At 63.5% G+C, this 26846-nt stretch carries 24 protein-coding genes and 1 pseudogene; 17 read left to right on the forward strand and 8 right to left on the reverse strand.

Annotated elements, in window-relative coordinates; all coding sequences use genetic code 11:
- Positions 1 to 99: 99 nt before the first annotated feature.
- On the reverse strand, positions 100 to 1338 hold the full coding sequence (locus tag NKH83_RS04175; protein WP_352476373.1) for an ABC transporter substrate-binding protein: 1239 nt from the start codon (positions 1336 to 1338) through the stop codon (positions 100 to 102).
- Between the two features lie 392 nt (positions 1339 to 1730).
- Between NKH83_RS04175 and NKH83_RS04180 the strand changes: the two genes are divergently transcribed.
- The 3 genes from NKH83_RS04180 (at position 1731) to NKH83_RS04190 (ending at position 5661) form a co-directional block, all read left to right on the forward strand.
- Entirely contained in the window at positions 1731 to 2780 is a 1050-nt protein-coding gene (locus tag NKH83_RS04180; RefSeq protein ID WP_352802226.1) for a LacI family transcriptional regulator, read from the forward strand.
- Positions 2781 to 3097: 317 nt separating this feature from the next.
- Entirely contained in the window at positions 3098 to 3526 is a 429-nt protein-coding gene (locus NKH83_RS04185; RefSeq protein ID WP_352476371.1) for a YybH family protein, read from the forward strand.
- Positions 3527 to 3942: 416 nt separating this feature from the next.
- On the forward strand, positions 3943 to 5661 hold the full coding sequence (locus NKH83_RS04190) for an adenylate/guanylate cyclase domain-containing protein (protein ID WP_352476370.1): 1719 nt from the start codon (positions 3943 to 3945) through the stop codon (positions 5659 to 5661).
- 192 nt (positions 5662 to 5853) lie between these two features.
- Here the strand turns inward: NKH83_RS04190 and gnd are convergent, their stop codons facing one another.
- From gnd to NKH83_RS04220, 6 genes are all read right to left on the reverse strand, one after another.
- Positions 5854 to 7278, reverse strand: coding sequence for an NADP-dependent phosphogluconate dehydrogenase (gnd, locus tag NKH83_RS04195; RefSeq protein WP_352476369.1), 1425 nt, complete (start codon positions 7276 to 7278; stop codon positions 5854 to 5856).
- A 140-nt stretch (positions 7279 to 7418) separates the two neighbouring features.
- A complete protein-coding gene (locus tag NKH83_RS04200; protein WP_352476368.1) occupies positions 7419 to 9056 on the reverse strand; it encodes a copper resistance CopC/CopD family protein in 1638 nt (545 codons plus the stop codon).
- Positions 9057 to 9108: 52 nt separating this feature from the next.
- The gene (locus tag NKH83_RS04205; RefSeq protein WP_352476367.1) at positions 9109 to 9624 is read right to left on the reverse strand and encodes a YcnI family copper-binding membrane protein; all 516 of its coding nucleotides are present in this window, start codon (positions 9622 to 9624) and stop codon (positions 9109 to 9111) included.
- Between the two features lie 25 nt (positions 9625 to 9649).
- Complete coding sequence (locus NKH83_RS04210; RefSeq protein WP_352476366.1) at positions 9650 to 10186, reverse strand: copper chaperone PCu(A)C; 537 nt, start codon at positions 10184 to 10186, stop codon at positions 9650 to 9652.
- A gap of 99 nt (positions 10187 to 10285) precedes the next feature.
- Positions 10286 to 10642, reverse strand: a complete 357-nt coding sequence (locus tag NKH83_RS04215; protein ID WP_352476365.1) for a DUF2946 family protein — start codon at positions 10640 to 10642, stop codon at positions 10286 to 10288.
- Positions 10643 to 10761: 119 nt separating this feature from the next.
- Positions 10762 to 11664, reverse strand: coding sequence for a GntR family transcriptional regulator (locus NKH83_RS04220; RefSeq protein WP_352476364.1), 903 nt, complete (start codon positions 11662 to 11664; stop codon positions 10762 to 10764).
- A 256-nt stretch (positions 11665 to 11920) separates the two neighbouring features.
- Between NKH83_RS04220 and NKH83_RS04225 the strand changes: the two genes are divergently transcribed.
- The 5 genes from NKH83_RS04225 (at position 11921) to NKH83_RS04245 (ending at position 18454) form a co-directional block, all read left to right on the forward strand.
- Complete coding sequence (locus NKH83_RS04225; RefSeq protein WP_352476363.1) at positions 11921 to 13426, forward strand: UxaA family hydrolase; 1506 nt, start codon at positions 11921 to 11923, stop codon at positions 13424 to 13426.
- A gap of 329 nt (positions 13427 to 13755) precedes the next feature.
- On the forward strand, positions 13756 to 14751 hold the full coding sequence (locus NKH83_RS04230) for an ABC transporter substrate-binding protein (protein WP_352476362.1): 996 nt from the start codon (positions 13756 to 13758) through the stop codon (positions 14749 to 14751).
- 100 nt (positions 14752 to 14851) lie between these two features.
- A complete protein-coding gene (locus tag NKH83_RS04235) occupies positions 14852 to 16405 on the forward strand; it encodes a sugar ABC transporter ATP-binding protein (protein WP_352476361.1) in 1554 nt (517 codons plus the stop codon).
- Positions 16402 to 17367, forward strand: a complete 966-nt coding sequence (locus NKH83_RS04240) for an ABC transporter permease (RefSeq protein ID WP_352476360.1) — start codon at positions 16402 to 16404, stop codon at positions 17365 to 17367. Before NKH83_RS04235 ends, NKH83_RS04240 begins: the two co-directional genes overlap by 4 nt.
- A 70-nt stretch (positions 17368 to 17437) precedes the next feature.
- Positions 17438 to 18454, forward strand: coding sequence for a zinc-binding alcohol dehydrogenase family protein (locus tag NKH83_RS04245; protein WP_352476359.1), 1017 nt, complete (start codon positions 17438 to 17440; stop codon positions 18452 to 18454).
- A gap of 18 nt (positions 18455 to 18472) precedes the next feature.
- On the opposite strand, the gene phnF is transcribed toward NKH83_RS04245, so the two are convergent.
- Positions 18473 to 19216, reverse strand: a complete 744-nt coding sequence (gene phnF / locus NKH83_RS04250) for a phosphonate metabolism transcriptional regulator PhnF (RefSeq protein WP_352476358.1) — start codon at positions 19214 to 19216, stop codon at positions 18473 to 18475.
- 133 nt (positions 19217 to 19349) lie between these two features.
- Between phnF and phnG the strand changes: the two genes are divergently transcribed.
- The 9 genes and pseudogenes from phnG (at position 19350) to phnC (ending at position 26797) form a co-directional block, all read left to right on the forward strand.
- The gene (gene phnG, locus NKH83_RS04255) at positions 19350 to 19811 is read left to right on the forward strand and encodes a phosphonate C-P lyase system protein PhnG (protein ID WP_352476357.1); all 462 of its coding nucleotides are present in this window, start codon (positions 19350 to 19352) and stop codon (positions 19809 to 19811) included.
- Positions 19811 to 20422, forward strand: coding sequence for a phosphonate C-P lyase system protein PhnH (gene phnH, locus NKH83_RS04260; RefSeq protein ID WP_352476356.1), 612 nt, complete (start codon positions 19811 to 19813; stop codon positions 20420 to 20422). Before phnG ends, phnH begins: the two co-directional genes overlap by 1 nt.
- 1 nt (position 20423) lies before the next feature.
- Positions 20424 to 21536, forward strand: coding sequence for a carbon-phosphorus lyase complex subunit (locus NKH83_RS04265; RefSeq protein ID WP_352476355.1), 1113 nt, complete (start codon positions 20424 to 20426; stop codon positions 21534 to 21536).
- Positions 21533 to 22444 (forward strand): alpha-D-ribose 1-methylphosphonate 5-phosphate C-P-lyase PhnJ, encoded by a 912-nt coding sequence (locus NKH83_RS04270; protein ID WP_352476354.1) that lies wholly within the window; start codon positions 21533 to 21535, stop codon positions 22442 to 22444. Before NKH83_RS04265 ends, NKH83_RS04270 begins: the two co-directional genes overlap by 4 nt.
- Positions 22441 to 23217 (forward strand): phosphonate C-P lyase system protein PhnK, encoded by a 777-nt coding sequence (gene phnK / locus NKH83_RS04275; RefSeq protein WP_352476353.1) that lies wholly within the window; start codon positions 22441 to 22443, stop codon positions 23215 to 23217. The genes NKH83_RS04270 and phnK overlap by 4 nt, the downstream gene beginning before the upstream one ends.
- A 2-nt stretch (positions 23218 to 23219) precedes the next feature.
- Positions 23220 to 23927 carry a phosphonate C-P lyase system protein PhnL gene (gene phnL, locus NKH83_RS04280; RefSeq protein WP_352476352.1) on the forward strand — a complete coding sequence of 236 codons (708 nt, stop codon included), beginning with the start codon at positions 23220 to 23222 and terminating at the stop codon, positions 23925 to 23927.
- A complete protein-coding gene (locus NKH83_RS04285) occupies positions 23924 to 24541 on the forward strand; it encodes a DapH/DapD/GlmU-related protein (RefSeq protein ID WP_352476351.1) in 618 nt (205 codons plus the stop codon). Before phnL ends, NKH83_RS04285 begins: the two co-directional genes overlap by 4 nt.
- Before the next feature lie 552 nt (positions 24542 to 25093).
- Positions 25094 to 25803: pseudogene (locus NKH83_RS04290) on the forward strand (DUF1868 domain-containing protein).
- Between the two features lie 145 nt (positions 25804 to 25948).
- On the forward strand, positions 25949 to 26797 hold the full coding sequence (gene phnC, locus NKH83_RS04295) for a phosphonate ABC transporter ATP-binding protein (protein WP_352476350.1): 849 nt from the start codon (positions 25949 to 25951) through the stop codon (positions 26795 to 26797).
- The last annotated feature ends 49 nt before the right edge of the window (positions 26798 to 26846 follow it).

A 26846-nucleotide genomic window follows, 5' to 3' on the forward strand; every position in this document is an offset into this window, starting at 1 on the left:
CCGCGCTGGATCGGGTAAGGGCCGGAGGGTCAAGAGGCCTTGACCCTAGCTCCCGACCCTGCGTTCGCAGGGGCGGGAGTGAGGCGGTTGGTCGATCGCTCAATCTGCCGAACCGACTATGGCGGCGAAGCGCTTCTGCGCATCTTCCACGGTCATGTCCTGCTTGGCGAAGAACTCGGAGAACAGATCCTCCTTCTGCTTTTGCGTATCCTGCGAAAGCAGCTGGTCGGTCCAGGGCATGACATTGCCCTTGGCGAGAATTTCGAGCCCCTTCTTCATGCAGTCGTTCGCCGCCTTGAGGTCGACGTCGCCGCGCACCGGCAGCGAACCTTTCTTGAGATTGAAGGCGACCTGCGTCTTGGGATCGAGCAGCGTGTGGGCCAGCACTTCCTGTGCCTTCGATTTTTCGGGATCCTTCAGCAGCGGAAAGTAGAAAGCGTCGCCGCCGGTGGCGATCATCTCGTTGAGGCCGAGGCCCGGAAGGCAAGTATAGTCCTTGCCGGCGGTCTGGCCGGCAACCTGGAACTCGCCTTGCGCCCAGTCACCCATGATCTGGCCGCCCGCCTTGCCGGTGATGACCAGATTGGTGGCCTGGTTCCAGTCCTGCACATTGGTGTTCTTCGCCATCTTGCGGGCGTCGTCCGCGGCCTTGAAGACCTTGGCGACTTCGGGCCCGGCGGCGAATTCGGCGTCCTTGTCCTTGTAGACCTTGAGGAAGGCGTCGGTGCCGCCGACCGCCGCAAGCAGCACGTCGAAAGCGCCGGAGGCCTGCCAGGGCTGGCCGCCGACCGCAAGCGGCTGGATGCCTGCCTTTTCCAGCGCGGGCGCCGCAGCGACATATTCATTCCAGTTCTTCGGCACCGGCACGCCGGCCTTTTTGAAGGCGGCGTTCGACAGCCACAGCCACTGCCAGGAGTGGATATTGACCGGCACGCAATAGATCTTGCCGTCGAGGGTACAGCCGTCGAGCAGGCTCTTCGGCTGCACGATTTCCGTCCACTTTTCCTTGGTGGCGAGATCGGTGAGGTCGCGCATCAGCCCGGCCTGCACCAATTCTTCAGCCTGCCGGCCGTGATTGAACTGGGTCGCGCCCATCGGGTCGCCGCCGGTGATGCGGCTGATCATGATCGGCCGCGCCGTGCCGCCGGAACCGGCGATGGCGCCGTCCACCCAATGATTGCCGGTTGCGTCGAAAGCCTTGGCGAGTTCGGCGACCGCTGCCGCCTCGCCGCCGGAGGTCCACCAATGGGTGACTTCCAGATCCGTCGCGGCCGCCGGGCCGGCAAATTGCAGCGCGACCGTCGCTGCCAGCGCAGCAGTCATGAGTTGGTATCGCATTTCGTTCCTCCCAGAATCTGAAACGTTACAGATTTTCGATACGGCAATTGCTTGAGGCGCGCAACCCCTCAGGCGAAGGTGGCATCAAGTTTTTTCGAAGCACGAATAAAATCGCGCGGCTCGCTGGCCTACCGGATCGCAACCAGAGTGGTTGCACTGCAAAATGCAATGCTGCGACGCCAAAAAATCGGAAAAGCCCGTTCCAATCGCTGTTTTGCGCCGATTACAGCGCCGCTCGTTCTGCATCTGTCACCAGTGATATGGCAATGGTCGTGACAATCTGTAACGTTTCAGTATATAGCGGTCTCATTCGGTGAAGGCCGCGGCGTGCCCGCGGCCGGCCGATTGCCGGGCGGTTCGGCAACTGTTATGCGCCTGACGGGGCGGGACGAATGAACAGACATCAAAAAGAGAAGGCCGACGAAGCGTCGGGCCAGGGCCGGCCGACACTGAAGACGCTCGCCTTCATGACCGGGCTGGGCGTCACCACGGTGTCGCGCGCGCTGAAGGACGCCCCCGAGATCGGCGCCGAGACCAGGCGGCGCGTCCAGCTTGTCGCCAAGCAGATCGGCTATCGCCCCAACCGTGCAGGCGTACGCCTGCGCACCGGCAAGACCAATGTCATCAGCCTGGTGCTCAACACCGAGCACGAGATCATGAGCTTTGTCTCGGACATCATCTACGGCGTTTCGGAAGTGATCGCCGACACGCCCTATCATTTGATCGTGACGCCCTATTCGCGGTCCCAGGATCCGCTCGACCCGATCCGTTACCTCGTGGAAACCGGTTCAGCCGACGGCGTCATCATTTCGCGCACGCAGCCGAACGATCCCAGGGCCCGTTATATGCTGGAACGCGGCATTCCCTTTGCCACGCATGGCCGCACCGATATGGGGCTGATCCATCCCTATCATGATTTCGACAATTACGCTTTCGCAGCCGAGGCAGTGCGCCATCTGGCCGGCCTCGGCCGCCGCCGGCTGGCTCTGTTGGCGCCCCCGGTCGAGCTGACCTATCACGGCCACACGCTCGCCGGCTTTGCCGATGCGCTGAGCGAGGTCGGCGCCAGCGAGATTCCGTTCAACACCGTTTCGATCGATCATTCGATCGAGCAGATCAGAATGCGGACGGCGCAGCTGATGCGCCGCGATGTCAGGCCGGACGGGTTCATCAGCAGCGCCGCCGCCGCGACGCTCGCCATCGTCGCCGGCATCGAAGACGCCGGCCTCAAGCTTGGCCGCGATGTCGATGTGGTGTCCAAACAATCGTCGGAGCTTCTGCATCTGTTTCGCAGCGAATTGCTGGTCGTCAACGAGAACTTCCGGCTGGCCGGCGCCGAACTCGCCCGCTCGGTGCTGGGCTGGATCGGCGGCGCCGCCCCTGGTTCCTTGCAGAGCCTGAGCGAGCCGGGCGAAGTGCAGGCCTATCGCCGCCCCGACTAGGGCGGGATATGTTCAAATTGAAATGGGCTCCATCTATTTGCCTTCGCCGCATTTCTGCGACGCCAAGTGATTCCACTTGGCTGGAAAATGTGCGCTGCCGACGGCAACCTTGGGACCGAATGCTGTCCGTCCGATATGGGGACGAGATCACCAAAGAGCGGCCGTAGGAGCACGCGGCAGTCACGTTTCGGGACTAAGGGGCTCATCACTCTCCACGATGCAACAGCAGCTTGGACCGGCCATATTTGTTACGAATAGTGTCGATGTCGGATTGATCGCCCCGGCCTCGTCGTTCCAGAAAATGAAGGAGCAACGATATGTCTGAAAAGGAAGTCTTGTCTGTCATCCGGGGCCAGGAAGACGCAACTGCCAAGGGGGACGCCCGCGCCAACGTCGATGCCATGGACCCGGATGTCGTGGTTTTCGATCTGCCGCCGCCGCTTGCCTATAGAGGCGAACAGGCACGCGACATCGAAGGGATAAATGCTTGGTTTGCAACTTGGCGCAACGGCGTCACCGTTCACATGGCTGACCCGCAGCTCATGATCGACGGCGATCTTGCAGTGGCCTTCGGGCTGTCGCGCATGACTGGCATTAAGACGGATGGCACAGAGGTCGACTCCTGGAGCCGGCGAACCATCGTGCTAAGGCGCATCGGCGGTTCTTGGAAAATCATCCACGAACATGCCAGCTTCCCTATGGCAATGGACGGAAGTGGGCGCGCTGTGACGGATCTCTTGCCGTAGTTCCGGAACGCCTAACGTCCTCAACAGGGATGTCGGCTTCACGCGGCAAGGGTTCGTAGGCGAACGGTCGAATTGGCGGCCCGTTGCTGACAGTCAATCTTGGGGCCGAAAGCGGATTGGCAGCTCCGGGCCGCAGATCTTTAATTGCGGACATTTAGGTCGGCGTGGGCATCGTCGTGACCTGACCCGAAGCGGTCACGGGTCCGGTTGAGAGGCAACTGCCGCGAACAAGCGGTAGGGATAGATGGGACTCGCTCGTCAGTGGCGCTGCGCAGGAGAGCCAAGGCGTCGCGCGAGTCATACTCTCAAGAAGCGTGATCTGTGGTATAGAGGCCGGTGAGGGCACGCCGGAGGCGCCGGTCCTACTTGCCTCTGACCTGCGCCTGGCGTGTCGCGAATCTGAACTGAGGCTCAACATGGAGCGGAAGCTCGCTGCCATCCTTGCCATTGATGTTGTCGGTTACTCGGCGCTCATGGAGGTGGATGAAGCGGGCACCTTCGACCGGCTGAAACGGGGCCGCAAAGAGTTGTTCGAGCCGGAAATCGCGACGCGACACGGGCGAATCTTCAAGCTTATGGGAGACGGCCTGCTGGCGGAGTTCGGTAGCGTGGTGGATGCGGTCGAATGCGCGGTCACGCTTCAGCGCGGCATGACGGAACGTAACGCGAGCGTCGCCGAAGACCAGCGCTTCGAAGTTCGGATCGGAATCAACCTTGGGGAAGTGATCGTCGAAGGGGACGATCGCTATGGCGAGGGCGTGAATGTAGCGTCGCGCCTCCAACAACTCGCCGAGCCCGGTGGCATCTGCGTTTCGGAGAAGGTGTCCAAGGAGGTCAGGCAGAAGCTGGCGTTTGCGTTCGAGCCTATGGGCGAGCAGCGGGTGAAGAACATAGCCGAGCCGATATACTGCTATCGCGTCAACCTGCAGCTTCCGAGAGCCGCTCAGGTCGGGCGACTGGCATCGCTGGAATTGCCCGACAAGCCCTCGATCGCGGTCTTGCCTTTCACCAACATGAGCAACGATCCGGAGCAGGAAACCTTTGTCGACGGCTTGACCGAAGACCTGATCACCGACCTATCTCGCTGCCCCGGCCTCTTCGTCATCGCACGCAACTCGACCTTTGCTTACAAAGGGCGGTCGGTCGATGTGCGTTTGGCCGCGCGTGATCTTGGGGTGCGCTATGTGGTTGAAGGCAGCGCCCGGCGCGCCGCGGGGCGCGTGCGCATCAATGCGCAGCTGATCGACGCGATCGGCGGCGATCATATCTGGGCCGAGCGCTACGACAGCAGCCTCGAGGATATCTTTGCAGTGCAGGACGAGGTCACGGCCAAGATCGTCGAAGCCCTGGTCGGCCGATTGGCCGGACAGCCGGCGCGCAAACGGCCGACGAGTCTCGAAGCCTATGACCTCTGTGTACAAGCCCGCGGCGTCAGTTTTCAGACCGGGTTAGGCGCGCAGGAAGCGCGCATGCTGCTGGAGAAGGCGATCAGACTCGATCCCGACTATGCCGAAGCGCATAGCTTGCTGGCCCTCAATCTTTGGCTCGGCTGGCTGTTCTGGAACGAGCCGAAGGAAACCAACCAACCTCGCTCGCTCGCGGAAGCGCAGCAGGCAGTGGCGCTCGACCCTAACGATGCCGGGAACCGGTGGGTGCTGGGCATCATACTTGGTCACGAACGGCGTTTCGCGGAATCGGATGCAGAGTTCGAGGCGACTTTCAAGCTCGATCCCAATCATGCCGATGCCTGGGCGATGCGCTCGGATCTCATCACCTTGAGGGGCGATGCGGTCAAGGGCGTCGAATTCGTGAAGCGGGCGTTGCGGCTCAATCCGCGCCCTCCGGGGTGGTACCATTGGATGGCGGGCCAAGCCTATTATGCGCTCGGCGACTATCAATCCGCGGTCGAGGCTTTACGCAAGCCGGAAACCTACCGCACCACGTCGCGGCGCATGCTTGCGGCAGCCCTCGCGCAGCTCGGACGCCTGGATGAAGCCCGTCAGGAGGCGGAGTTCTTCATGATGAGCAATCCCCATTTCAGCATCAGGCACTGGGCGACATCGCAGCCATTCGACGACGAGGAAGTGCTCCAGCGCTTCGTCGAAGGCTACCGCAAGGCTGGCCTTCCCGACTAAAGAGCGCATCGCTTTGGATCGCCGGCTTGCTCTCGTCAGGACATAGGCTCGTCTTTTGGCTGTGAGGGCAAATGCCCGTGGGTTCCCTCGATCAATGTCCGTTGATGGCGCAACCACGATCTCCAGCGTGATCGCCAGCAAGGTCCGCTTTCAAGAAACTGCGAAGCCGATCTCTACGGCCGAGACCGGGCGCTAACCCGCCGCGCCGCTCCCCCACGGGCCATGGAAAGCACCCTGCCCGTCGATGCGCTCGAAGCCGTGTGCGCCGAAGAAATCGCGCTGCGCCTGGATCAGGTTCGAAGTGCCGCGGCCCTGCCGGTAACTGTCGAAATAGGCAAGTGCGGATGACAGGGCCGGCACCGGCGAGCCGGCTTCGGCCGCCCTTGCCACGACCCGGCGAAGCGACGGATGTGCCTCCTGCATCAACGAGACGAAAGCCGGCGCCATCAACAGGTTGGTGGCCGCACCGCCGGCGCCGAAGGCCTCCGCCATCGTATCCAGCAATTGCGAGCGTATGATGCAGCCGGCCCGCCAGATCTTGGCGATGACCGGCATCGGCAGGTTCCAGTTGAATTCCTTCGACGCGCCGCTCATCACCGCGAAGCCTTGCGCGTAGGCGGCTATCTTGCCGGCAAACAGCGCCAGCTCGAGATCGCCGAGCAGGGCGTCCCTGTCTCGGGAAATCTTGCTCACGCCGCCTCCATAGACCTTTTCGGCGGCCAGCCGCTCGTCCTTGATCGACGACAGCACGCGTGCCGCCACCGCGGCTTCGATCGCGGTGGCCGGAATGCCGAGTTGCTGCGCCTCGATCACCGACCATTTGCCGGTGCCCTTCTGGCCGGCGCGGTCGAGGATGATGTCGACCACCGGTTTGCCGGTCTTGGGATCGTCGGCGGCCAGCACCTTGGCGGTGATCTCGATCAGGTACGAATTGAGCCGGCCCGTGTTCCACTGCGAAAACACCTCGCCGATCTCCTTCGGCCCCATGCCCAGGCCGTCGCGCAGGATGCCGTAGATTTCGGCGATCATTTGCATGTCGGCATATTCGATGCCGTTGTGGATAGTCTTGACGAAATGGCCGGCGCCGTCGGTGCCAAGCCACGCCGCGCAAGGCTCGCCCTTGAACTTGGCCGAGATCGCGGTCAGCACCTTTTCGACGCGCTTCCAGGACTCTTCGGTGCCGCCGACCATGATCGAGGGACCGTGGCGTGCGCCCTCCTCGCCACCGGACACGCCCATGCCGATGAAGGTCAGGCCCGAATCGGTAAGCTCCGAGAAGCGCCGCATCGTATCACGGAAATTGGCGTTGCCGGCGTCGATGACGATATCGTTGGCCGACAGCACGCCGCGCAATGCCGCGATCTGCTCGTCGACCGGCTTGCCGGCCAGCACCATGATGATGATCGGCCGCGGCGGCCGGATCGCGGCGGCCAGTTCTTCGAGGCTGTAGCAGGGCACCACCCTATCCCTGAGCGCGCCGGCATTTTCGACAAAGGCATCGGTGCGCGCCGCCGTGCGGTTGAAGACGGCGATGCGGTGCCCCTTCTCGGCGATGTTGAGCGCCAGGTTGGAGCCCATCGTGCCAAGGCCGATCAGGCCGATTTCGGCTTTTTCCATTGTTTCTTCCCTGCTTTCGGATCTTGTTGCTTTGAGCCCGCGATTGGGTTGGACGCCCATTCTTGATGGCGATGATTGACGGGGGTTCGCGGCCGCGTCAACCGCCTCGTCGAATTGTGTTGCGTGGACCAGCGCTCTCGTCACGGCCTGATGTCGATCGGTGCCTCGATCTTCACCATCTCGAAATCGGAGACCAGGATATCGAGCCGCGCCGTCCACCGGCCGGCGACCGGAATGACGAGATCGTCGACGCGCCAGGTGCCGTCGCCAAGCCTCGTCGCCGGGCGCTTGATGGGTTCGATGCCGGAATCGGGCTTTGACAGCACCAGCGTCACCTGCTTGGCGTCGAGCGGGCCGAAATCGCCGGTCATGATGAAGATCGAAGCGGCAACAGGCCCGGCATGGCCGGGCGCAATACTGAGGTCGGCCATGGCTTGCAGCGTGTGGATATGCACCGACGCCGGCTGTGCCGCGGCGATCGCCAGCGCGCGCGGCGGCGGCGTGAAGCGCCAGCCGGCGGCAACGCCGAAGATCGCCAGCACGATCAGCAGCTCGATAAAGATCGAGCGGGCCAGCCGCCGCTGGACTTCCGTTTCGCCCGCCTCAGCCGGGGCCGTAAGCTTGAAGCGATTGACGGCGGCGAGCGTGAACAGAAAGACGAGCAGCACCAGCTTGAGCAGCAGCAGCCGGCCGTAAGCGGTATGGACCAGCGCCGACGGCGTTTGCACCTGGATGACGGCGAGCACGATGCCGGCTGCCGCAAGCACCGCCACGACGGGCAGGATCGCTCGCGAAAACCGGCGCAGCAATGGCCCGGCTTCGGCCGGCTGCCGTTTCAAGGCAAGACCGAGCGGCGCCAGCGCCCCGGCCCAGACCGCGATACCAGTCCCGTGCAGAAACACCATCGGCCGGGTCAGCCATTGCGGCTCGGCGGCACTGGCATGCCCGCTGGCGGCAAGTGCTGCGCCGACGCCAACCAGTCCGGCCAAGGCGAGCGGCTTTGCGTCGGCCGGCGGCACGACCAGCGACAACAGGCCAAGGCCGAGCGCCATCAGCGCGATCAGCACCGTCCAGCCGAAGCTGGTGCCGAGCCCGGTCTGCCAGATGACCGGCTGCGCCAGCCGGGCAAGCGGTGCACCGAGCGCATCCAGCCCCTGGAAACCGAGCGACAGCGGTGCCGCCGCCAACCCGCACAGGATCGCAGCGACGATCATGTTCCGGCCGGATCGCCCGCCTTGCGCCAGCCAGGCCTGCGCAAAGGCACCGCCGACGCCGAAAAACAGGCCGATATACAGAAAAACCTTGCCGATCCAGATCGCCGTTCGAAGCCCCCGGTCAACGGCATCGGAGGCGGCCGGCGCAGCACTCGGTGTGCCGACCGAGAACAGCACCGAGCCGCCGACCGGATGGCCGTCGGCGGAGATTACCCGCCAGCTCAGTACATGCGTGCCCGATTTCAGCGCCTGCGGATTGTCGATCTCGACGGTCTGGCCGCTGAGCCGGAAGGAGCTCAGCGGGACCGCCGTGCCGTCGGGCCGCACCAGCGTCAGCACCAGCGGCGAAACCGGCTCGCTGAAAGTCAGCGACAGCTGCGACGGGCTCTGCCCCAGCACCGCACCGTCAGCCGGCTCGGCCTTGATCAGCGCTGCATGGGCGAAGGCGGGACAAGGCATGGCAATTGCGGCGAGCAGCACGATGGCGGCCAGCAGGCCAGCCACAAGCCGGCCAGAACAGTTGCCGGCCATGCAAGCTTGCCGCAGGAAGGATGCCGCGCTCATCTCACCGCCAAGGGCAGCGGCGCGCTCATCTGCCAAAGCGCGCCGCTGGAGCTCACTTCGGCAGCAGCCTGAGGCCGGGCGCCGGAAATTCCAGCGCGTCCTCAGCCTGCCCGGCCGCCGGAATCTCGATCCAGCGATCGGCAACGCCGTCACATTCCTGCACCACCGGGAAATGCAGCGTCTGGCCTGCCGGCAGGTCGGACGCCAGCGTCGCGCGAAAGACGAATTCGTCGTAGAATTCGTCCGGCAGGCTGCCGGCGCTCCAGTCGATCTCCTTGACGCCGCTGGTCACTGCCTGGCCGTAGAGCTGGTAGGACTTCTCGTATTTGCCGTTCTTGACCTGCAGCGTCCAACCCGGCTTCGGCATCGGTTTGACCGAAAGCACGCCTTCCGGGATCTGCACGCGCAGCGCGGTCGTCGCCTTGCCCTCGCAGCCATGCGGCACCCGAAGAACCGCCTTGTAGGTCGAGCCTACCGCCGCCTCCGGCGTTTCGAGCGTGATGTGGGCAAAGGCCGCGCCAGTCCCGAGGACGAAAAGCACGCAGCCGGGCAAAAGAGATTTCTTCATGATGGTACCTCTCGAAGCGGCCAAGTCAGTGGTCGTCCTGCGGCGCCGCGCTGCCGATGCCCTGCACGGCGAATTCAATCTGCACGGGCCCGGCTTTTTCGAAGGTCAGGGTTGCGGAGAACATTTCGCCCTCCTTGGGCTGCCGCTTCAAATCCATGAACATCAAATGATAGCCGTTGGGCGCCAATGCGACCTTGCCGCCAGCCGGGATTTCGAGGCCGCCGCTGACCGGCCGCATGGTCATGACGCCATTGCTGACGCCCATCTCGTGCAATTCGGCCTTGGCCGAAATGTCGGAGGTGATCGACAGCAGGCGATCCGGCGCACTGCCGGTGTTGGTGATGGTGAAGTAGCCGCCGGCTACCTTGGCACCGGCTGGCGTGGCGCGCGACCAGGGGTGCCCGATCTCGAGATCGCCAAGCTTGAACTCGTGTGCCAACACGATCCGGACGCTGGCGAACAGGAGGGCAAGAACGCAAAGGGCGACGCCGAGACGCTGCTCGAAACGACCCAGTACGAAGCGCCTGCGACTGGATGCGGCAGCGCGAAAATAATGAGACATGATTGCTCCGTGGATTTTAAGGGACCGCGCCGATGGCCGGTCGCGAACGATGTCGATAAACGCGCCGGCAAAGGGTTGCGCGGCGCGAACCAGAACGGATCAGGCCGTCGCCGGTGGTGCGCGCGGATTGGACGGAGTGCGGGCGCGGGCGAAATCGCGATGCCGGAAGGCCGGCAGGAAAAAGGCGATGGTTTCGACGGAGAGGCTGCGAGCCAGGCTCCCGGCGGCATCGGGCGGGGCGTAGACCGCCGAAGCGAGGTTGCAGCCAAGCATGCAGCAAGCCGGCATGTGCTGCTGATGCGGATCGCCGGCGGGGAGTTGCGCCGCACCGTCATGGGTGCAGATCGTGTTGCCGAAAGCATCCAATTGCGAGGCGTTCGGCTCGCTGCCTGAAGCAAACGCGCCGAACATCGACTGGAGCACGAAAAGCCACGCCGCGGCGAACGCGACCGGCATGCTCCATCGTCTCCGGCGTATGGTCAAGAACCAGCCTCTTCACGCAGCAACGTCAGCTCTCTAGCACGGAGCCGGCGGCCGGAAAATCGCCAAAACGTTGCTGCGGCAACGCAACACAATCACGCGCGTTGCGGCTGCCTGCCCTCGGGAATGGACGTCAGCAGCGTGTGGCGGGCCGATTTCAGGTGCTTGCGGCAGGCGGCGTCGACCTTGGCGAGATCGCGCGATTTGAGCGCGGCGATATAGGCGAGATGCTCCTGGACCGCGACTTCGTTGCGCTCCCGCTCCTGCGCCTTGTTCCACTGGTAGTGGTAGTGGAAGATCATGGCGATGACGTCGTAGAAATCGACGATGAAGCGGTTGTGCGACGCCCGGTGGATCAGCCGGTGAAAGCGCTCGTCGAGCTCGGAGAATTCGTTGAAACGCACGGCGATCTCACGCGCCAGCAGGCGATGCTCGTCCTCCAGGCGGTCGAGGTCGGCCCACACCGGGCTGTCCTCGGGCAGAGCGGCAAAGGCTGCGGCCGAGCGCAGTTCGAACATTTCGCGGATCTCGGTCAACTCCAGCGCGAAGGCGCGGGTAAAGCCTTTCAGCACCCAGTGGCTGTTGCGGCGCTTCTCGATCAGCCCAAAGCGCGAGAAGCGGATCAGGAATTCGCGCACGCTGGTAGTGCCGACGCCGATCTCGCGCGCCAGCTCGAGCTCGTTGATCTGCATTCCGGCTTCGGCACCGCTGGCAAGCAGCCGCCGCATGAAGGAACGCTCGATGATCTCGGCCAGCGTGTCGGTTTCTTCCTCGGGGAAGAAATCATCCGGCCGCGGCTCGCGCAGAACCGTCTTGCTGCGCTTGTTCCAGTCGATCAGCCCGGTCTCTTCCATGCGCGCAAGGATAGTGCGGACCGTCGTGCGGCTGACGCCGAGCAGCGTACCCAGTTCCGGCTCCGAAGGCAGGCTCCTGGTTTCGTCGAGCAGCCTCAGACCGCGATTATAAGCGTCCTTGTAAACGTTGTTGCTCTTCGACATCCCCTGCCCCGTGGCGCATTGGCGATTGCGGCCGGTTTGAAGCGTTTCGCGCGCATGAAATCGGAATCGCTTCGCAAAACACCGTGCGCAACGCTAGTCTTGGTTGTAGAGCCTACTTCACGCATCCAAAAGACGCGTCGCGCTCTGGCGAAAAAACAATTGACGCAAAAATGTTTTTTCACGATAAAAGACATTATATGTTAAGAGCCGCGTGTCAATCCGCTCGCGCACCCAGGAACACACCCAGGAAGCTCCCGTGAACGCCGCAAACAGCATTCTTCTGTCTCCCGCCGACAATGTCGCGGTCGCCAATGGCCGCATCGAGATCGGCACCGTGCTGCCGGGCGGCGCCGTCGCCGCCGCGCTGATCGAGCCGGGCCACAAAGTGGCGATCAAGCCGATTGCGGCCGGCGAAGCCGTGGTCAAATACGCCCAGGCGATCGGCCGCGCCACGCAGAACATCGCGGCTGGCGAGCATGTCCATTCGCACAATCTGGTCTTCGAAAGCGGGCGTTTGCCGGTGGTGCCGCCGAGCGAGGCGGTGCATGCGACCGAGGCCGACCGCGCCCGCACCTTCATGGGCTACCGGCGCGCCGACGGCCGCGCCGGCACGCGCAACTTCGTCGGCATTCTCGCCAGCGTCAATTGCTCGGCCACCGTCTGCCACGCCATCGCTGACGCGGCGAACCGCACGCTTCTGCCGCAATATCCCGGCATCGACGGCTTCGTCCCGATCGTCCACGGCCAGGGCTGCGGCATGAGCGCCACGGGCGACGGCATGATGGTGCTGCACCGCACGCTGGCCGGCTATGCCCGTCATCCGAATTTCGGCGGCGTGCTGATGGTCGGGCTCGGCTGCGAGGTCAACCAGCTCACCCTCTATGGCCAGAAGGGCGTTGCCGCGGGAAAACGTCATTTCAACATCCAGGAAGCCGGCGGCTCGCGCAAATCGGTCGAGAAGGCGCTGGTCGTGCTGGCCGAGATCGCCGAAGAGGTCGGCAAGCTTCAGCGTGAGCCGATCCCGGTCAGCGAGATCGTCGTCGGCCTGCAATGCGGCGGCTCCGACGGCATGTCCGGCATCACCGCCAATCCGGCGCTGGGTGCCGCGGTTGACATCCTGGCCGGCGTCGGCGGCATCGGCATCCTCTCCGAAACGACGGAGATCTACGGCGCCGAGCACCTGCTCGCCTATCGCGCCGCAACCCCCGAGATCGCCGCCAAGCTCGACGGTTATGTGAAATGGTGGGAAGACCATGTCGCCAAACATGGCGCATCCATCGACAATAATCCCTCACCGGGCAACAAGCGCGGCGGCCTGACCACCATCCTGGAAAAGTCGCTCGGCGCGGTCGCCAAGGGCGGCCAGACGCCGCTCAACGGTGTCTTCGGCTATGCCGAGAAGGTCACCGGGCACGGGCTGGTGTTCATGGACACGCCCGGCTACGACCCGGTCTCGGCCACCGGCCAGGTGGCGGGCGGCGCCAACGTCATCGTCTTCACTACCGGCCGCGGCTCCTGCTTCGGCTGCCGGCCGACGCCGTCGATCAAGGTCGCCAGCAACTCGACCATGTACCACGCCATGGAAGAGGACATGGACGTGAATTGCGGCGTCATCGCCTCGGGCGAAAAGACCATTGCCGGCATGGGCCGCGAGATCTTCGAGCTGATCGTCGAGACAGCTTCGGGCCGCAAGACCAAGAGCGAGGAATTCGGCTACGGCGACAACGAGTTCGTGCCGTGGCATCTCGGCGCGACGCTCTAAGCCTTAGCACCCGGGAAGTCGCGAGCACCTGACGTGAGCGCCAGGTGTCACAGTTCGTACACCGCCAAAAACGAATGTACATTCCATATTGACTGGTTGATGGAATTAATATTCCATGCTGGATATTGAAGCAGATTGGCAGCGGAGTTCCGACAGAAAATATCTTCCATCCAGCCATTCGAAGCGGCCATCAAACAGCGCTTGCGCCGACCGAGATGATGCACTATCAAAATACGGTAAATGTTTTTTATTGATAAAGTTCCGTTTGGGCCGCGCCATCCGAATGGAGCTTCCGTAACATTCACCGGGCGACTTAGGGAGGACTCCTAATGAAATTCGTGACCAGCATTCTCAACCGCCGCGCCTTCGTGGCACTCGCAGCCGCGTCGATGCTTGCCGGCGTGATGCATTCGGCTCCGGCATCCGCGGCCGACGTGACCATTCCGATCATCGTCAAGGACACCACGTCCTTCTACTGGCAGATCGTTCTGGCCGGCGCCCGCAAGGCCGGCAAGGATCTCGGCGTCAACGTGCCGGAGCTCGGCGCCCAGGCCGAGACCGACGTCAACGGCCAGATCTCGATCCTCGAGAATGCCGTCGCCGGCAACCCGGCCGCCGTCGTCATCGCGCCGACCGAAGCCAAGGCGCTCGGCAAGCCGATCGACGAGGCCGCCACCAAGGTCAAGATCATCGGTATCGACTCCGGCGCCGACTCCAAGGCCTTCACCTCGTTCCTGACCACCGACAACATCCAGGGCGGCCGCGTCGCTGCTGACGGCCTTGCCGCAGCCATCGGCGAAGCCAATGGCGGCAAGATCGAGGGCGACGTCGCCCTGATCACCGCACTTCCGGGCGCCGGCTCGCTCGAACAGCGCGCCCAGGGTTTTAAGGAACAGCTCGCGGCCAAATATCCCGGCCTCAAGCTGGTCGCCGACAAATACGCCGACGGCCAGGCCACCACCGGCCTCAATATCGCCACCGACCTGATCACCGCCAACCCCAACCTCAAGGGCATCTTCGCCTCCAATCTGATCATGGCGCAGGGCGTCGGTCAGGCGATCGCCGAGAACAATCTTGCCGGCAAGGTCGCGCTGGTCGGTTTCGACAGCGACGAGAAGCTGATCAAGTTCCTCAATGACGGCGTCATTTCGGCTCTCGTCGTTCAGGATCCGTACCGGATGGGCTATGACGGCATCAAGACGGCGCTCGCCGCCTCGAAGGGCGAGAAGGTCGAGGCCAATGTCGACACCGGCGCCAACCTGGTCACCAAAGCCAACATGAAGGATCCGAAGATCGACGCGCTGCTCAACCCCAAGCTCGACTGAGCATCGCCACAAGTGAACTGTTTCCGGGGCCTTTGCCCCGGAAACATCCCACTCGCGCCAATCGTCAGGCCATCTGGCGGGCCAATCTGGGAGGATTGTCATGATGTCGACGGCGCAGGAACTCCATCCGGCCCCAACGCTGGAACCGGGCAGGACCATCCTCGAACTCCGCGGCCTGGAAAAACGCTATCCCGGCACCCACGCGCTGAAGCCGGTCGACCTCGCCTTCAAAGCCGGCGAGATCCACGCCATCGTCGGCGAGAACGGCGCCGGCAAATCCACCCTGATCAAGCTTCTGACCGGCGTCATGCCGCGCACCTCCGGCGACGTCATCTGGGAGGGCAAGCCTGCCGCATTGGCAACGCCGCATGAGGCGATGGCACTCGGCATCAATGCCGTGCATCAGGAAGTGGTCCTGTGCCGCCATCTCACCGTCGCCGCCAACATGTTCCTCGGCGAGGAGGATGCACGTTTCGGCATCCTGCAGCAGCGGGCGATGGTCAGGCAGGCGCAGAAGATCATCGACGACCTAGGCTTCGACCTGCCCGCGCATGTCATGCTGGGTGACCTGACCATCGGCCAGCAGCAGCTGATCGCCGCCGCCCGCGCCACCGTGCGCGGCACCAAATTCCTGATCTTCGACGAACCGACCGCCTATCTCACCCGCAAGGAGGCCGACCAGCTGTTCACGCTGATCCGCCGGCTGAAGGGCGAAGGCGTCACCATCATCTACATCAGCCATCGCATGGAAGAAGTGTTCGAGCTCGCCGACCGCGTCTCGGTGCTGCGCGACGGCACGCTGGTCGGCACCAGGAACATTGCCGAGACCAATGACGCCGAGCTGGTCAAGATGATGATCAACCGCTCGATCGAGCAGGTCTACCACAAGGAGCATTTCACCCCTGGCGCGACCATCGTCGAAGCCAGGAACCTGTCAGGCAAGGGCTTCGAGAATGTCTCGATGTCCGTCCGTGCCGGTGAGATCGTCGGCCTCTATGGCCTGATCGGCGCCGGGCGCAGCGAGTTCGTCACCACGCTCTATGGGCGCCACCGCAAATCGGCCGGCCAGATCCTCTGGGAGGGCAAGGAGGTCAAGGTCAATTCCGAACATGACGCGATCAGGCTCGGCATGGCGCTGGCCCCCGAAAGCCGCCGCGACCAGGGCCTCTGCCTCAACCTGCCGGTCGGGCTCAACCTCAATCTGCCGATCTACAAGCGCATCTCGAGCAATCTGCTGATCTCGCGCGCGCAGGAAAAGGCGCAAGCCGATCGCCAGATCGCCGACCTGCGCATCAAGACGCCGACACGCAGCGCCCTGGCCTCCAGCCTGTCCGGCGGCAACCAGCAGAAGATCGTCATCGGCAAATGGCTCGCCCACGGCGCCAAGCTGTTCATCTTCGACGAGCCTACTGTTGGCGTCGATGTCGGCACCAAGGCCGAGATCTACCGCCTGTTCGGCGCGCTGCTATCCAAAGGAGCCGGCATCATCCTGATCTCGTCCTACCTGCCCGAGGTCTATGAACTCGCCGACACGCTGCATGTGTTCCGGCGCGGCAAACTGGTGGCTACGCACGGGTTTCGGACCGCTGATCACGAGGAGATCCTCACCCAGGCGCTGGCCGAGAAACAAGAAAGACCGGGAGGACGGATATGAGCACCGAGGCGATCGCTGCCGAAAGGCCGAAACGCAACTACAACGCCCTTTTCGGGCTGACACTGCTGGCGCTGCTGGTTCTTTTGTGGGTCATCCTGTCGGTGGCGACGCCGAGCTTCGCCTCGGCCAACAACATCTCCAACCTGTTGCGGCAAGGGTCGATGATCGCCATCCTGGCGGTCGGCCAGACCTTCGTCATCATCACCGGCGGCATCGACCTTTCCGTCGGCGCCGTGGTCGGCTTCGCCACCGTCATCGTCGCGATGCTGATCAACGCCGGAACACCGGTTTTCCTGGCCATCCTGATCACCTTGCTGGTCGGCGTCGCCATCGGCATGTTCCACGGCTTCGGCATCGTCAAGATGGGCCTGCCGCCCTTCATCATCACCCTGGCGACGCTGACCTCGCTGCGCGGCATCGGTCTGTTGATGACCAACGGCAACTCGATCTCGATCAACAACGACGCCTTCCAGACGTTCTCGCGCAGTTCCTTCCTCGGCGTCCCCAATCTGTTCTGGATGGTGATCCTGGTCGGCATCCCGGCCTACATCTTCCTGCACCACAGCCGCTGGGGCCGCTATCTGTTCTCGGTCGGCTCCAACGCCGAGGCGTCGCGCCTGTCAGGCGTCAACGTCCAGCGCACCATCTACATGGCCTACACGCTGTCGGGGCTGTGTGCGGCATTCGTCGGCGTGCTGCTTGCCTCGCGCATCGGCATCGGCAATCCGACACAAGCCGAGGGCTGGGAATTGCAGGCGATCGCCTCCTCGGTGATCGGCGGCACCTCGCTGTTCGGCGCTGTCGGCTCAGTTCACGGGCCGCTGCTCGGCGCCTTCATCCTTGCCACCATCAACAACGGCGCCAATCTGCTCAACGTCAACGCCTTCTGGCAGCGCATCATCACCGGCGTGCTGATCATCGTCATCGTCTATTTCGACGGGCTGCGCCGCCGCGGCAAATAGACCGCCTCCCCACAACCGCCGGCCTCGCGACAGCAGAGCCGGCGGTGCCATGAACCGACTGGATTGAAGCATGAAAGCCGTCGTCTGCCGCTCGCCCGGCGAACTTGTCCTCGAAGATCGTCCGGCGCCTGGCGCGCCCCCGGCCGGCTGGGCGCTGGTCGCCGTCAGCCATGTCGGCATCTGCGGCACCGACTATCACATCTTCGAAGGCAAGCACCCGTTCCTCGCCTATCCCCGCATCATGGGCCACGAAGTTTCCGGCACCGTGATCGAGGTTGGGGAGGGCGTCGATCTGGCAATCGGCGAACCGGTGGTCGTCAATCCCTATCTCGCCTGCGGCAAATGCATCGCCTGCCGGCAAGGCAAGCCGAATTGCTGCGTTAAGATCGAGGTGCTCGGCGTCCACCGCGACGGCGCCATGTGCGAGCAAATTCTGGTGCCGGCGCAAAATCTCTATCCGGCAAACGGCTTGTCGCTGGCCGATGCTGCTGCCGTCGAATTCCTGGCGATCGGCGCGCATGCCGTGCGGCGCTCGCTGGCTGATCCAGGTGCGCGCACGCTGGTCATCGGCGCGGGCCCCATCGGGCTCGGCACGGCGCTGTTCGCCCGCATCGCCGGGCTCGACGTGACGCTGCTCGACATGAGTGCGGAGAGGCTGAGTTTCGCCGAAAGCGAACTCGGCTTCGCGACCCTCGACGGCTCGCAGGGCGCTGCTGCGGACCTGGTGCGGCAAGCAACCGACGGCGATGGCTTTGACATGGTTTTCGATGCCACCGGCAACACCCAGTCGGTGCAGTCGGCCTTCGCCCATGTCGCGCATGGCGGGGCGCTGGTCCTGGTCAGCGTCGTCAAGGACGACATCGCCTTTTCCGATCCCGAATTCCACAAGCGCGAGATGATGCTGATCGGCAGCCGCAACGCGCTGCGTGCCGATTTCGACCATGTCGCCGCCTCGATCCGCAACGGCGCGGTGCCGTTGGCAAAGCTCGTCACGCACCGCACGACGCTTGGCGAAACGCCGCACGATCTTGCCCGCTGGGCGCATGAGAAGTCCGGCCTGATCAAGGCGGTTATCCAGGTCGGATGATGCCAGGGCTGGCGCATCTCAGAGCGCCGATAGTTTGAGCTCGATCCGCTCGGCCGGGAAGCGCGACTCCGAAAACTGGATCGGCTGACCGTCGGGCGTGACGTTAACGGCGACCGTCACTAGCACGATGGCGCCGGGCTGCAGGTCGAGGTCCGCAAGGTCGGCGGCATCCGCATGGCGCGCCGACAGCACCGTCGATTGCCGCAGATAGTCGTCAATGCCGAAACGTGCCAGCGATGCGGTGATCGAACCGGTTTCCGCCATGGCAGCATCGATGCCGGCAAAGCGCCTGGCATCGAACCAGCCGGCAGCGCGGGACACCGGCATTCCATCGGCTTCGCCGCGCGTTTCCAGACGTATCACGTCGGCCCCCTTTGCAAGGCCTAAGCTCTCTGCCACACGACGGTTGGCAGGCTCGACCGATGATGCAAGCAAGGTGATATGCCGCTCGGACGCCTGTCCTTGCAATCCTTCGGAAAAGCGGGTGCGGGCGCCGATCGGATATGACAGCCGCCTGCGCGACAGCACGAAGGTGCCGCGCCCCTGCTCTGCCCTGAGCACACCCTCCTGCACCAGCGCTGCAATGGCGCTGCGGACGGTGTGGCGGTTGACGCCATAGCGCTCGGCAAGTGCCACCTCCGGCGGCAACGCCGCATTTTCGGGAAAATCGCCGACGGCAATCGAATGCAGGATCTGATCGGCGATCTGCCGCCACAGCGCGACACCGCTGCGCCGCTCGATGCTGTTGGCTTGTCCGATCATTTTCTGCCCCAACCTTTGCGCCCCCTCTTCTCGCCCTGTCATGCACCCGTCATAGACACGCATTAGATAATAGGTATAATTTGTATAATTGTCTATATCAATAGACAAGTGTCGATGCAAGGGAGTGTTAACCATGCGAGGACAGGAAGCGCGCGATCAGGCTGAGCGCAAGGCCGTTATGACAACGCTGGCGCAATCGACCGGCGACGATATCGTCCGTCTGTGGAACGAAGCCGGCCTGCCTTCTGAGGCGGAACTCCTGCGCGGCCCCGAAACCGGCCTGGTGACCGTGCGTGGCCGCATCGGTGGCGGCGGCGCGCCGTTCAACGTTGGCGAGGCGACGGTCACCCGCGCCACCGTCAGGCTCGCCTCCGGACAGGTCGGCCACTGCTATGCGCTCGGCCGCGACAAGCAGAAGGCAAGGCTGGCGGCAATCGCCGACGCGCTCTGGCAGGACCCGGCTCACCGCAACGAGGTCGAGGCCAGGCTCGTCGCGCCCTTGCGGGCGGCACTGGCCAAGGCCCGTGACCAGCGCCGCGCCGAGACGGCGGCGACCAAGGTCGATTTCTTCACCATGGTACGCGGAGAAGACTGATGGACATCGCAACCCAAGCGATCGAAGGCGGCTTTGCCGATCCGGTGTTCGACGCCCAGACGGTCTTCCGCGCAGTGATGGACGCGATGGCGCGGCCGGGCACACTGCAGCCCCTGCCGGTCTTTACCCATCCACCGACGCCGCTGTCAGCCACCGCGGGCGCCATTGCGCTGGCGCTGTGCGATAACGACACGCCGCTCTGGCTCGACCCCGCCTTGCAGGCTTCAGCGACGGTGAAATCCTGGCTTGGCTTCCATACCGGCGCGCCGCTGGCCAACACATCGGCCGACGCGCATTTCGCGCTGATCGCCACCCCGGCCGAGATGATGGCGCTCGACGGGTTTTCGCAAGGCACCCAGGATTATCCCGATCGCTCCACGACGCTGATCCTCGAGGTCAGCGATCTTGTCTCCGGCGCTCCGCTGCTGCTCGAAGGCCCGGGCATCGAGAAGACGGCGACGATCGCGCCGGCGCAAATGCCGCGCCATTTCGTCGAGCAATGGAAGCAGAACAACCAGCGCTTTCCGCGTGGCGTCGACATCATCCTCGCCACGTCCGAAGCAATTGCCTGCCTGCCGCGCACGACGCGCATCAAGATGATGGAGGCATAGGATGTATGTCGCGGTAAAGGGTGGCGAAGCGGCCATTCGCAACGCCCACAAACTGCTCGCCGACCGCCGGCGCGGCGATCGTTCGGTGCCCGCACTTCGCCTCAACCAGATCGTCGAGCAGCTGGCGCTCGGCGTCGACCGGGTGATGAGTGAAGGTTCGCTCTACGACACGGAATTGGCGGCACTCGCCATCGTCCAGGCGCGCGGCGACATGATCGAGGCGATCTTCCTCATTCGCGCCTACCGCACCACGCTGCCGCGCTTCGGCTACACCAGGGCGGTCGACACCGGCACGATGCTGGTCGAGCGGCGCGTGTCGGCCACCTACAAGGACCTGCCCGGCGGCCAGTTGCTCGGCCCGACTTTCGACTACACCCACCGGCTGCTCGATCCCGAGCTTGCTGCAGGCGGCGAAGTCGCCGAGCCGGAGCAGCGTGCCGGCGAAGCGGAAGCCATGCCGCGCGTGTCGGCGATCCTCGCCCGCGAGGGCCTGATCGAATCCGACGGCGACATGCCTGAAGATCATGTCCCCGGCGACATCACCCGCGAGCCGCTCGAATTCCCGATGGCGCGCGACATCCGCCTGCAGGCGTTGTCGCGCGGCGATGAGGGGTTTTTATTGGCGCTCGGCTATTCCACCCAGCGCGGCTATGCGCGCAACCATCCCTTCGTCGGTGAGGTCCGTATCGGTGAGGTCGAGCTGGAGCTCGACGTGCCGGAACTGCCTTTCGCAGTGCCGCTCGGCAGTATCCGCGTCACCGAGTGCCAGATGGTCAACCAGTTCAAGGGCTCGGCCAAGGCGCCGCCGCAATTCACCCGCGGCTACGGCCTTGTCTTCGGCCAGAGCGAGCGCAAGGCGATGGCCATGGCGCTATGCGACCGCGCGCTGCGTGCCTCGGAGTTGGGTGAGGATGTCGTCGCCGCCGCCCAGGACGAGGAGTTCGTCATCTCGCATTCCGACAATGTCCAGGCGACCGGCTTCGTCGAGCATCTGAAGCTGCCGCATTATGTCGATTTCCAAGCCGAGCTCGACCTCGTGCGCCGCATGCGCGCCGAGCACGACGCCCGCGAAAACGCCGGCAAGGCCGAAGAGAAGAGAGAGGCCGCGGAATGACCGCACAACCAACCGACATCGCCACCTACAACTTCGCCTATCTCGACGAGCAGACCAAGCGGATGATCCGCCGGGCGATCCTCAAGGGTATCGCCATCCCTGGCTATCAGGTGCCGTTCGCCTCGCGCGAAATGCCGATGCCCTATGGGTGGGGCACCGGCGGTGTGCAGGTCACCGCTTCGATCATTGGTCCCCTCGATGTGCTGAAGGTCATCGACCAGGGCGCCGACGACACCACCAATGCCGTCTCGATCCGCGCCTTCTTCAAGAAGGTCGCCAATGTCGCTGTCACCACCGAGACGGCGAAGGCGACCATCATCCAGACTCGCCACCGCATCCCTGAATATCCGCTGAGCGCCGGCCAGGTGCTGGTCTATCAGGTGCCGATCCCCGAGCCGTTGCGCTTTCTCGAACCGCGCGAAACCGAGACGCGCAAGATGCATGCGCTGGAGGAATACGGGCTCATGCATGTCAAGCTTTACGAGGACATCGCCAAACATGGCCGCATCGCCACCACCTACGCCTATCCGGTCAAGGTGGAGCGCCGCTATGTCATGGACCCGTCGCCGACGCCGAAATTCGACAATCCGAAGATGCACCGTTCGCCGGCTTTGCAATTGTTCGGGGCCGGCCGCGAAAAGCGCATCTATGCACTGCCGCCCTTCACCGATGTGGTCAGCCTCGACTTCGAGGACCATCCGTTCGAGGTGCAGACCTTCGACCAGCCCTGCGCGCTGTGCGCGGCCGAGAACGTCTATCTCGACGAAGTTATCCTCGACGACCATGGCGGCCACATGTTCGTCTGCTCCGACACCGATCATTGCGAGAAGCGGCGGGCCGAAGGCCATCGCGGCCATCTTGCGCCTGAAACCCCTCTTGCCCTGGAAAAAACGGAGCCGGCCCAATGACCGACGAACCGCTGCTGCGCGTTTCGGCGCTGTCCAAATTCTACGGCTCGCGCGTCGGCTGCGAGGACGTCACCTTCGACCTCTGGCCGGGTGAAGTGCTGGCGGTGGTCGGCGAATCCGGCTCCGGCAAGACCACTTTGCTCAACTGCCTGTCGACAAGGCTACTGCCCAGCTCCGGCACCGCCAGCTACCGCATGCGCGACGGCCAATTCCGCGAGCTCTATCGCATGAGCGAGGCCGAGCGCCGCTTTTTGATGCGCACCGACTGGGGCTTTGTCCATCAGAACCCCGCCGACGGGCTGCGCATGACGGTGTCGGCCGGCGCCAATGTCGGCGAGCGGCTGATGGCGGTCGGCGACCGTCACTACGGCAAAATCCGCGCGACGGCGGTCGACTGGCTGTCGCGCGTCGAGATCGACGAAGACCGCATCGACGACGAGCCGCGCGCCTTTTCCGGCGGCATGCGCCAGCGCCTGCAGATCGCCCGCAACCTCGTCACCGGGCCGCGGCTGGTGTTCATGGACGAGCCGACCGGCGGCCTCGACGTCTCGGTGCAGGCGCGCCTGCTCGATCTGTTGCGCGGCCTGGTCACCGATCTCGGCCTGGCGGCCATCGTCGTCACCCACGATCTCGCCGTGGCGCGGCTGTTGTCGCAGCGCATGATGGTGATGAAGGACGGCCGCGTCGTCGAAAGCGGCCTCACCGACCGCGTCCTCGACGATCCGCGCGCGCCCTACACCCAGCTTCTCGTTTCTTCCATTCTGCAGGTGTGACTATGGCAACCCCGCTCGTTGTCTCCGACGTCGCCAAGAGCTTCACCATGCATCTGCGCGACGGCATCAAATTGCCGGTCGTCGCCGGCGTCTCGTTCGCGATCAGGGCCGGCGAATGCGCCGTGCTCGGCGGCCCGTCCGGCGCCGGCAAGAGCTCGATCCTGAAAATGCTCTACGGCAATTATGCCGCCGATGAAGGCCAGATCATCGTCCAGCACGAGGGCGGGCTCATCGATCTCGCAACTGCCAGCCCGCGCACCGTGCTTGCCGTGCGCCGGCTTACCATCGGCTATGTCAGCCAGTTCCTGCGCACCGTGCCGCGTGTCTCGGCGCTCGATGTCGTCGCCGAGCCGCTGGTCGAGCGCGGCGAGGAGCGTGAGGTCGCGCGCGGCAAGGCACGTGCCTTGCTGGCGCAGCTGAACCTGCCGGAAAAACTCTGGGCGCTGCCGCCGGCGACGTTCTCCGGCGGCGAACAGCAGCGCGTCAACATCGCGCGCGGCTTCATCACCGAGCATCCGATCCTGCTGCTAGACGAGCCGACCGCCTCGCTCGACGCAAGGAACCGCGACGTGGTGATTTCCCTGATCGCCGCCAAGAAGGCCTCGGGCGTCGCCTTGCTCGGCATCTTCCACGACCACGACGTGCGCGAGGCGGTGGCCGACCGTATCATCGACGTGACCGCCTTCGCCGCCGGAAAAATCGCCGCATGACGAGGAAACTGTCGGAGGCACCGCTGATCCACGAGACGGCGCAAGTTGAGAACTCGACGCTTGGCCGCTGGACCGAGATCGCCGAGCGCTGCCGGGTTTCCGAAAGCACGCTCGGCGACTATTCCTACATGATGCAGGACTGCGGCGTCTGGTGCGCGACGATCGGCAAATTCGCCAACATCGCCGCCAATGTGCGCATCAACGCCACCAACCATCCGACCTGGCGGCCGACGCTGCACCATTTCACCTATCGCGCGTCCGACTATTGGGACGACGCCGAGCACGAGAGCGAATTCTTCGCCCAGCGCCGCGCCAAACGCGTCACCATCGGCCACGACACCTGGCTCGGCCATGGCTCGACCATCCTGCCCGGTGTTACTGTTGGCGATGGAGCGGCAGTCGGCGCCGGCGCAGTGGTGTCGAAGGACGTCGCGCCCTACACCATCGTCGCCGGCGTACCGGCCAAGCCGATCCGCGAACGCTTCGACCGCCGCACCGCGGAGCGCTACCAGGCGCTCGCCTGGTGGGATTGGGATCACGCCCGGCTGCGCGCCGCGCTCGACGATTTTCGGGAACTGTCGGCCAATCAGTTTTTGGAGAAGCATGGGGGTTGACGTCCCGAATAAGTCAGCCGCTCAGGCAAATGTCCAAAATAATAGAAAGAAATCCTAACGTGATAAGAATAGCACCACCAGTCTGATTTAACCTGATAAGTTCTATAATTTTTTTGTCATAACCAATATCTACAAGCGATTTGGTTTTTTCCTCAATCTTATTTGCAAAATTTATCGTAACTAGCGCAATTAAAAAAATGAGAATCATTATAATAATGGCCGCGTCGCGCCCATTTCCATAATTGTACAAGTATCCCGGTATTGGATGGTTCAAGCTACCAACCCGATATACGGACATCAAAACCAGGGCCACTGTGAAACTTATCGCAGCGACTACCCCTGCAGCATACAGCCGCAACCACTGGCGCCAACGTAGCAATTAGGAAGCCTCTCTTTGATACGAGTTTGAATCTTTATTTCAATCTTGATGATGTGCAAACCCCGGCAGAATCGCTTGGCGAGTCCTGCCTTTGATATTCTACTTCTTGGCACGGTTTTGATGTCCCTGACACATCGTCGGGGCAGAACGCGGCCTTTCCTCTGGAGATCGCAATGCCTGTTTCAGTCAAACCTTCGCTCGCCGGATACTTTGCCGGCTCGAACCTGACCCCTCCGCTGCATCTCGGCAGGCGCTACGACACCTCTGGCAATTTCCTGACCGAGCCCGGCAACACGGTCGTCTGCCATCTCGTCGACGGCTCGCCGTCCGAGGCAGTGGTGGTCGAAGTGCGTGAGCGGATGCGCGCCATGCCCCATACCGACCGGCTGGCCTTCACGCCGGTCTCCAGCCTGCACATGACGCTGTTCCAGGGCATCATCGAATATCGGCGCCGGCTTCCCTATTGGCCTGAGGATGCGCCCCTCGACACCAGCATCGACGACATGACCCGCCTCTATCAGGAACGCCTGAACGGCTTCGAAGGCCGCGGCGCCTTCAAGATCAGGGTTGTCGATGTCGTGCCGACGGGCTTGACCGTTGCCGGCGCAACCGATGAGGACGTGCGTATCCTGCGCGCATGGCGCGATGCCTTGTCGGCGCCCTTCGGATATCGGCATCCCGACCACGACAGCTACACGTTCCACATAACCTTCGCCTATCAGATCCGCCGTCTCGACGATGAAAGGATAACGCAATGGCAACAACTATTCGATGATTGCCTCTCGCTGCCGTCCGTCAGACTCCAGTGATCGAGCTGCTGCCTCCGGCATTTTGCAGCTTCAAGGACATGAAGCATTTCGAGGAGCTTCTTGTCCTGGGCTGATCCAAAGGCGCGCGGATGAATTCCCCGGGCGAGGCGTACCTGTGGGCAGTAACAAAACTGACATCGTTCCGACACCGCAGGTTCATGCGGCTGCGCTAGCGAGGGTTAACAGACCTTCAATTGCGATTGGACTGGAGCCTGCACCATGTCAGCTACGCTCGAAATCCGCGGCGTCACCCGCCGGTTCGGCAAGAACACCGCCGTCAGCAATGTCGACATCGCGATCCCGCACGGTCAGATGGTCGGCATCATCGGCCGTTCCGGCGCCGGCAAATCGACGCTTCTGCGCATGATCAACCGCCTCATCGATCCCAGCCAGGGATCCATCCTGTTCGACGGCGTCGAAGTCTCCGGGTTGCGCGGCTCGCCGCTCCGGCGATGGCAGCGCGACTGCGCCATGATCTTCCAGCAGTTCAATCTGGTGCCGCGCCTGGACGTGCTGACCAATGTGCTGCTCGGCCGGCTCAACCACCGCTCGACGCTGTCCAACCTGTTCGGCATGTTCTCGCGCAGTGAATGCGCCGAGGCTGTTGCGGCCCTTGAGCGTCTCGACATCGCCCGCACCGTACTGCAGCCCGCCGGCACGCTTTCCGGCGGCCAGCAGCAGCGCGTTGCGATTGCGCGTGCCATGATGCAGCAGCCGAAGGTGCTGTTGGCCGACGAGCCGATCGCCTCGCTCGATCCGCTCAACGCCAAGGTGGTGATGGATTCGCTGCAGGACATCAATTTGCGCGAAGGCATCACCGTCATCACAAATCTGCATACGCTTGATACGGCCCGCAACTATTGCAGCCGTATCATCGGCATGGCCGCCGGCAAGGTTGTCTTCGACGGCCCGCCCGAAGACCTCAACCGCGAGGCCGTGCGCATGGTCTACGGCGCCGACAGCAATGGCGGCGAAATCTCCGAGGCCATCACCTCGACCAGCGTCGCCATCAAACAGAAAATCGCTGCATCCGCCGGACCGCTCGAGCCCGTATTCCCTGGCTACTGAGAACGGCCTGATCGCCCGCCCGCGTCAAAGGCACTCGTCAAAAGTTCGA

This window comes from Mesorhizobium sp. M0909 (assembly GCF_040319515.1).
Taxonomy (GTDB): Bacteria; Pseudomonadota; Alphaproteobacteria; order Rhizobiales; family Rhizobiaceae; genus Mesorhizobium.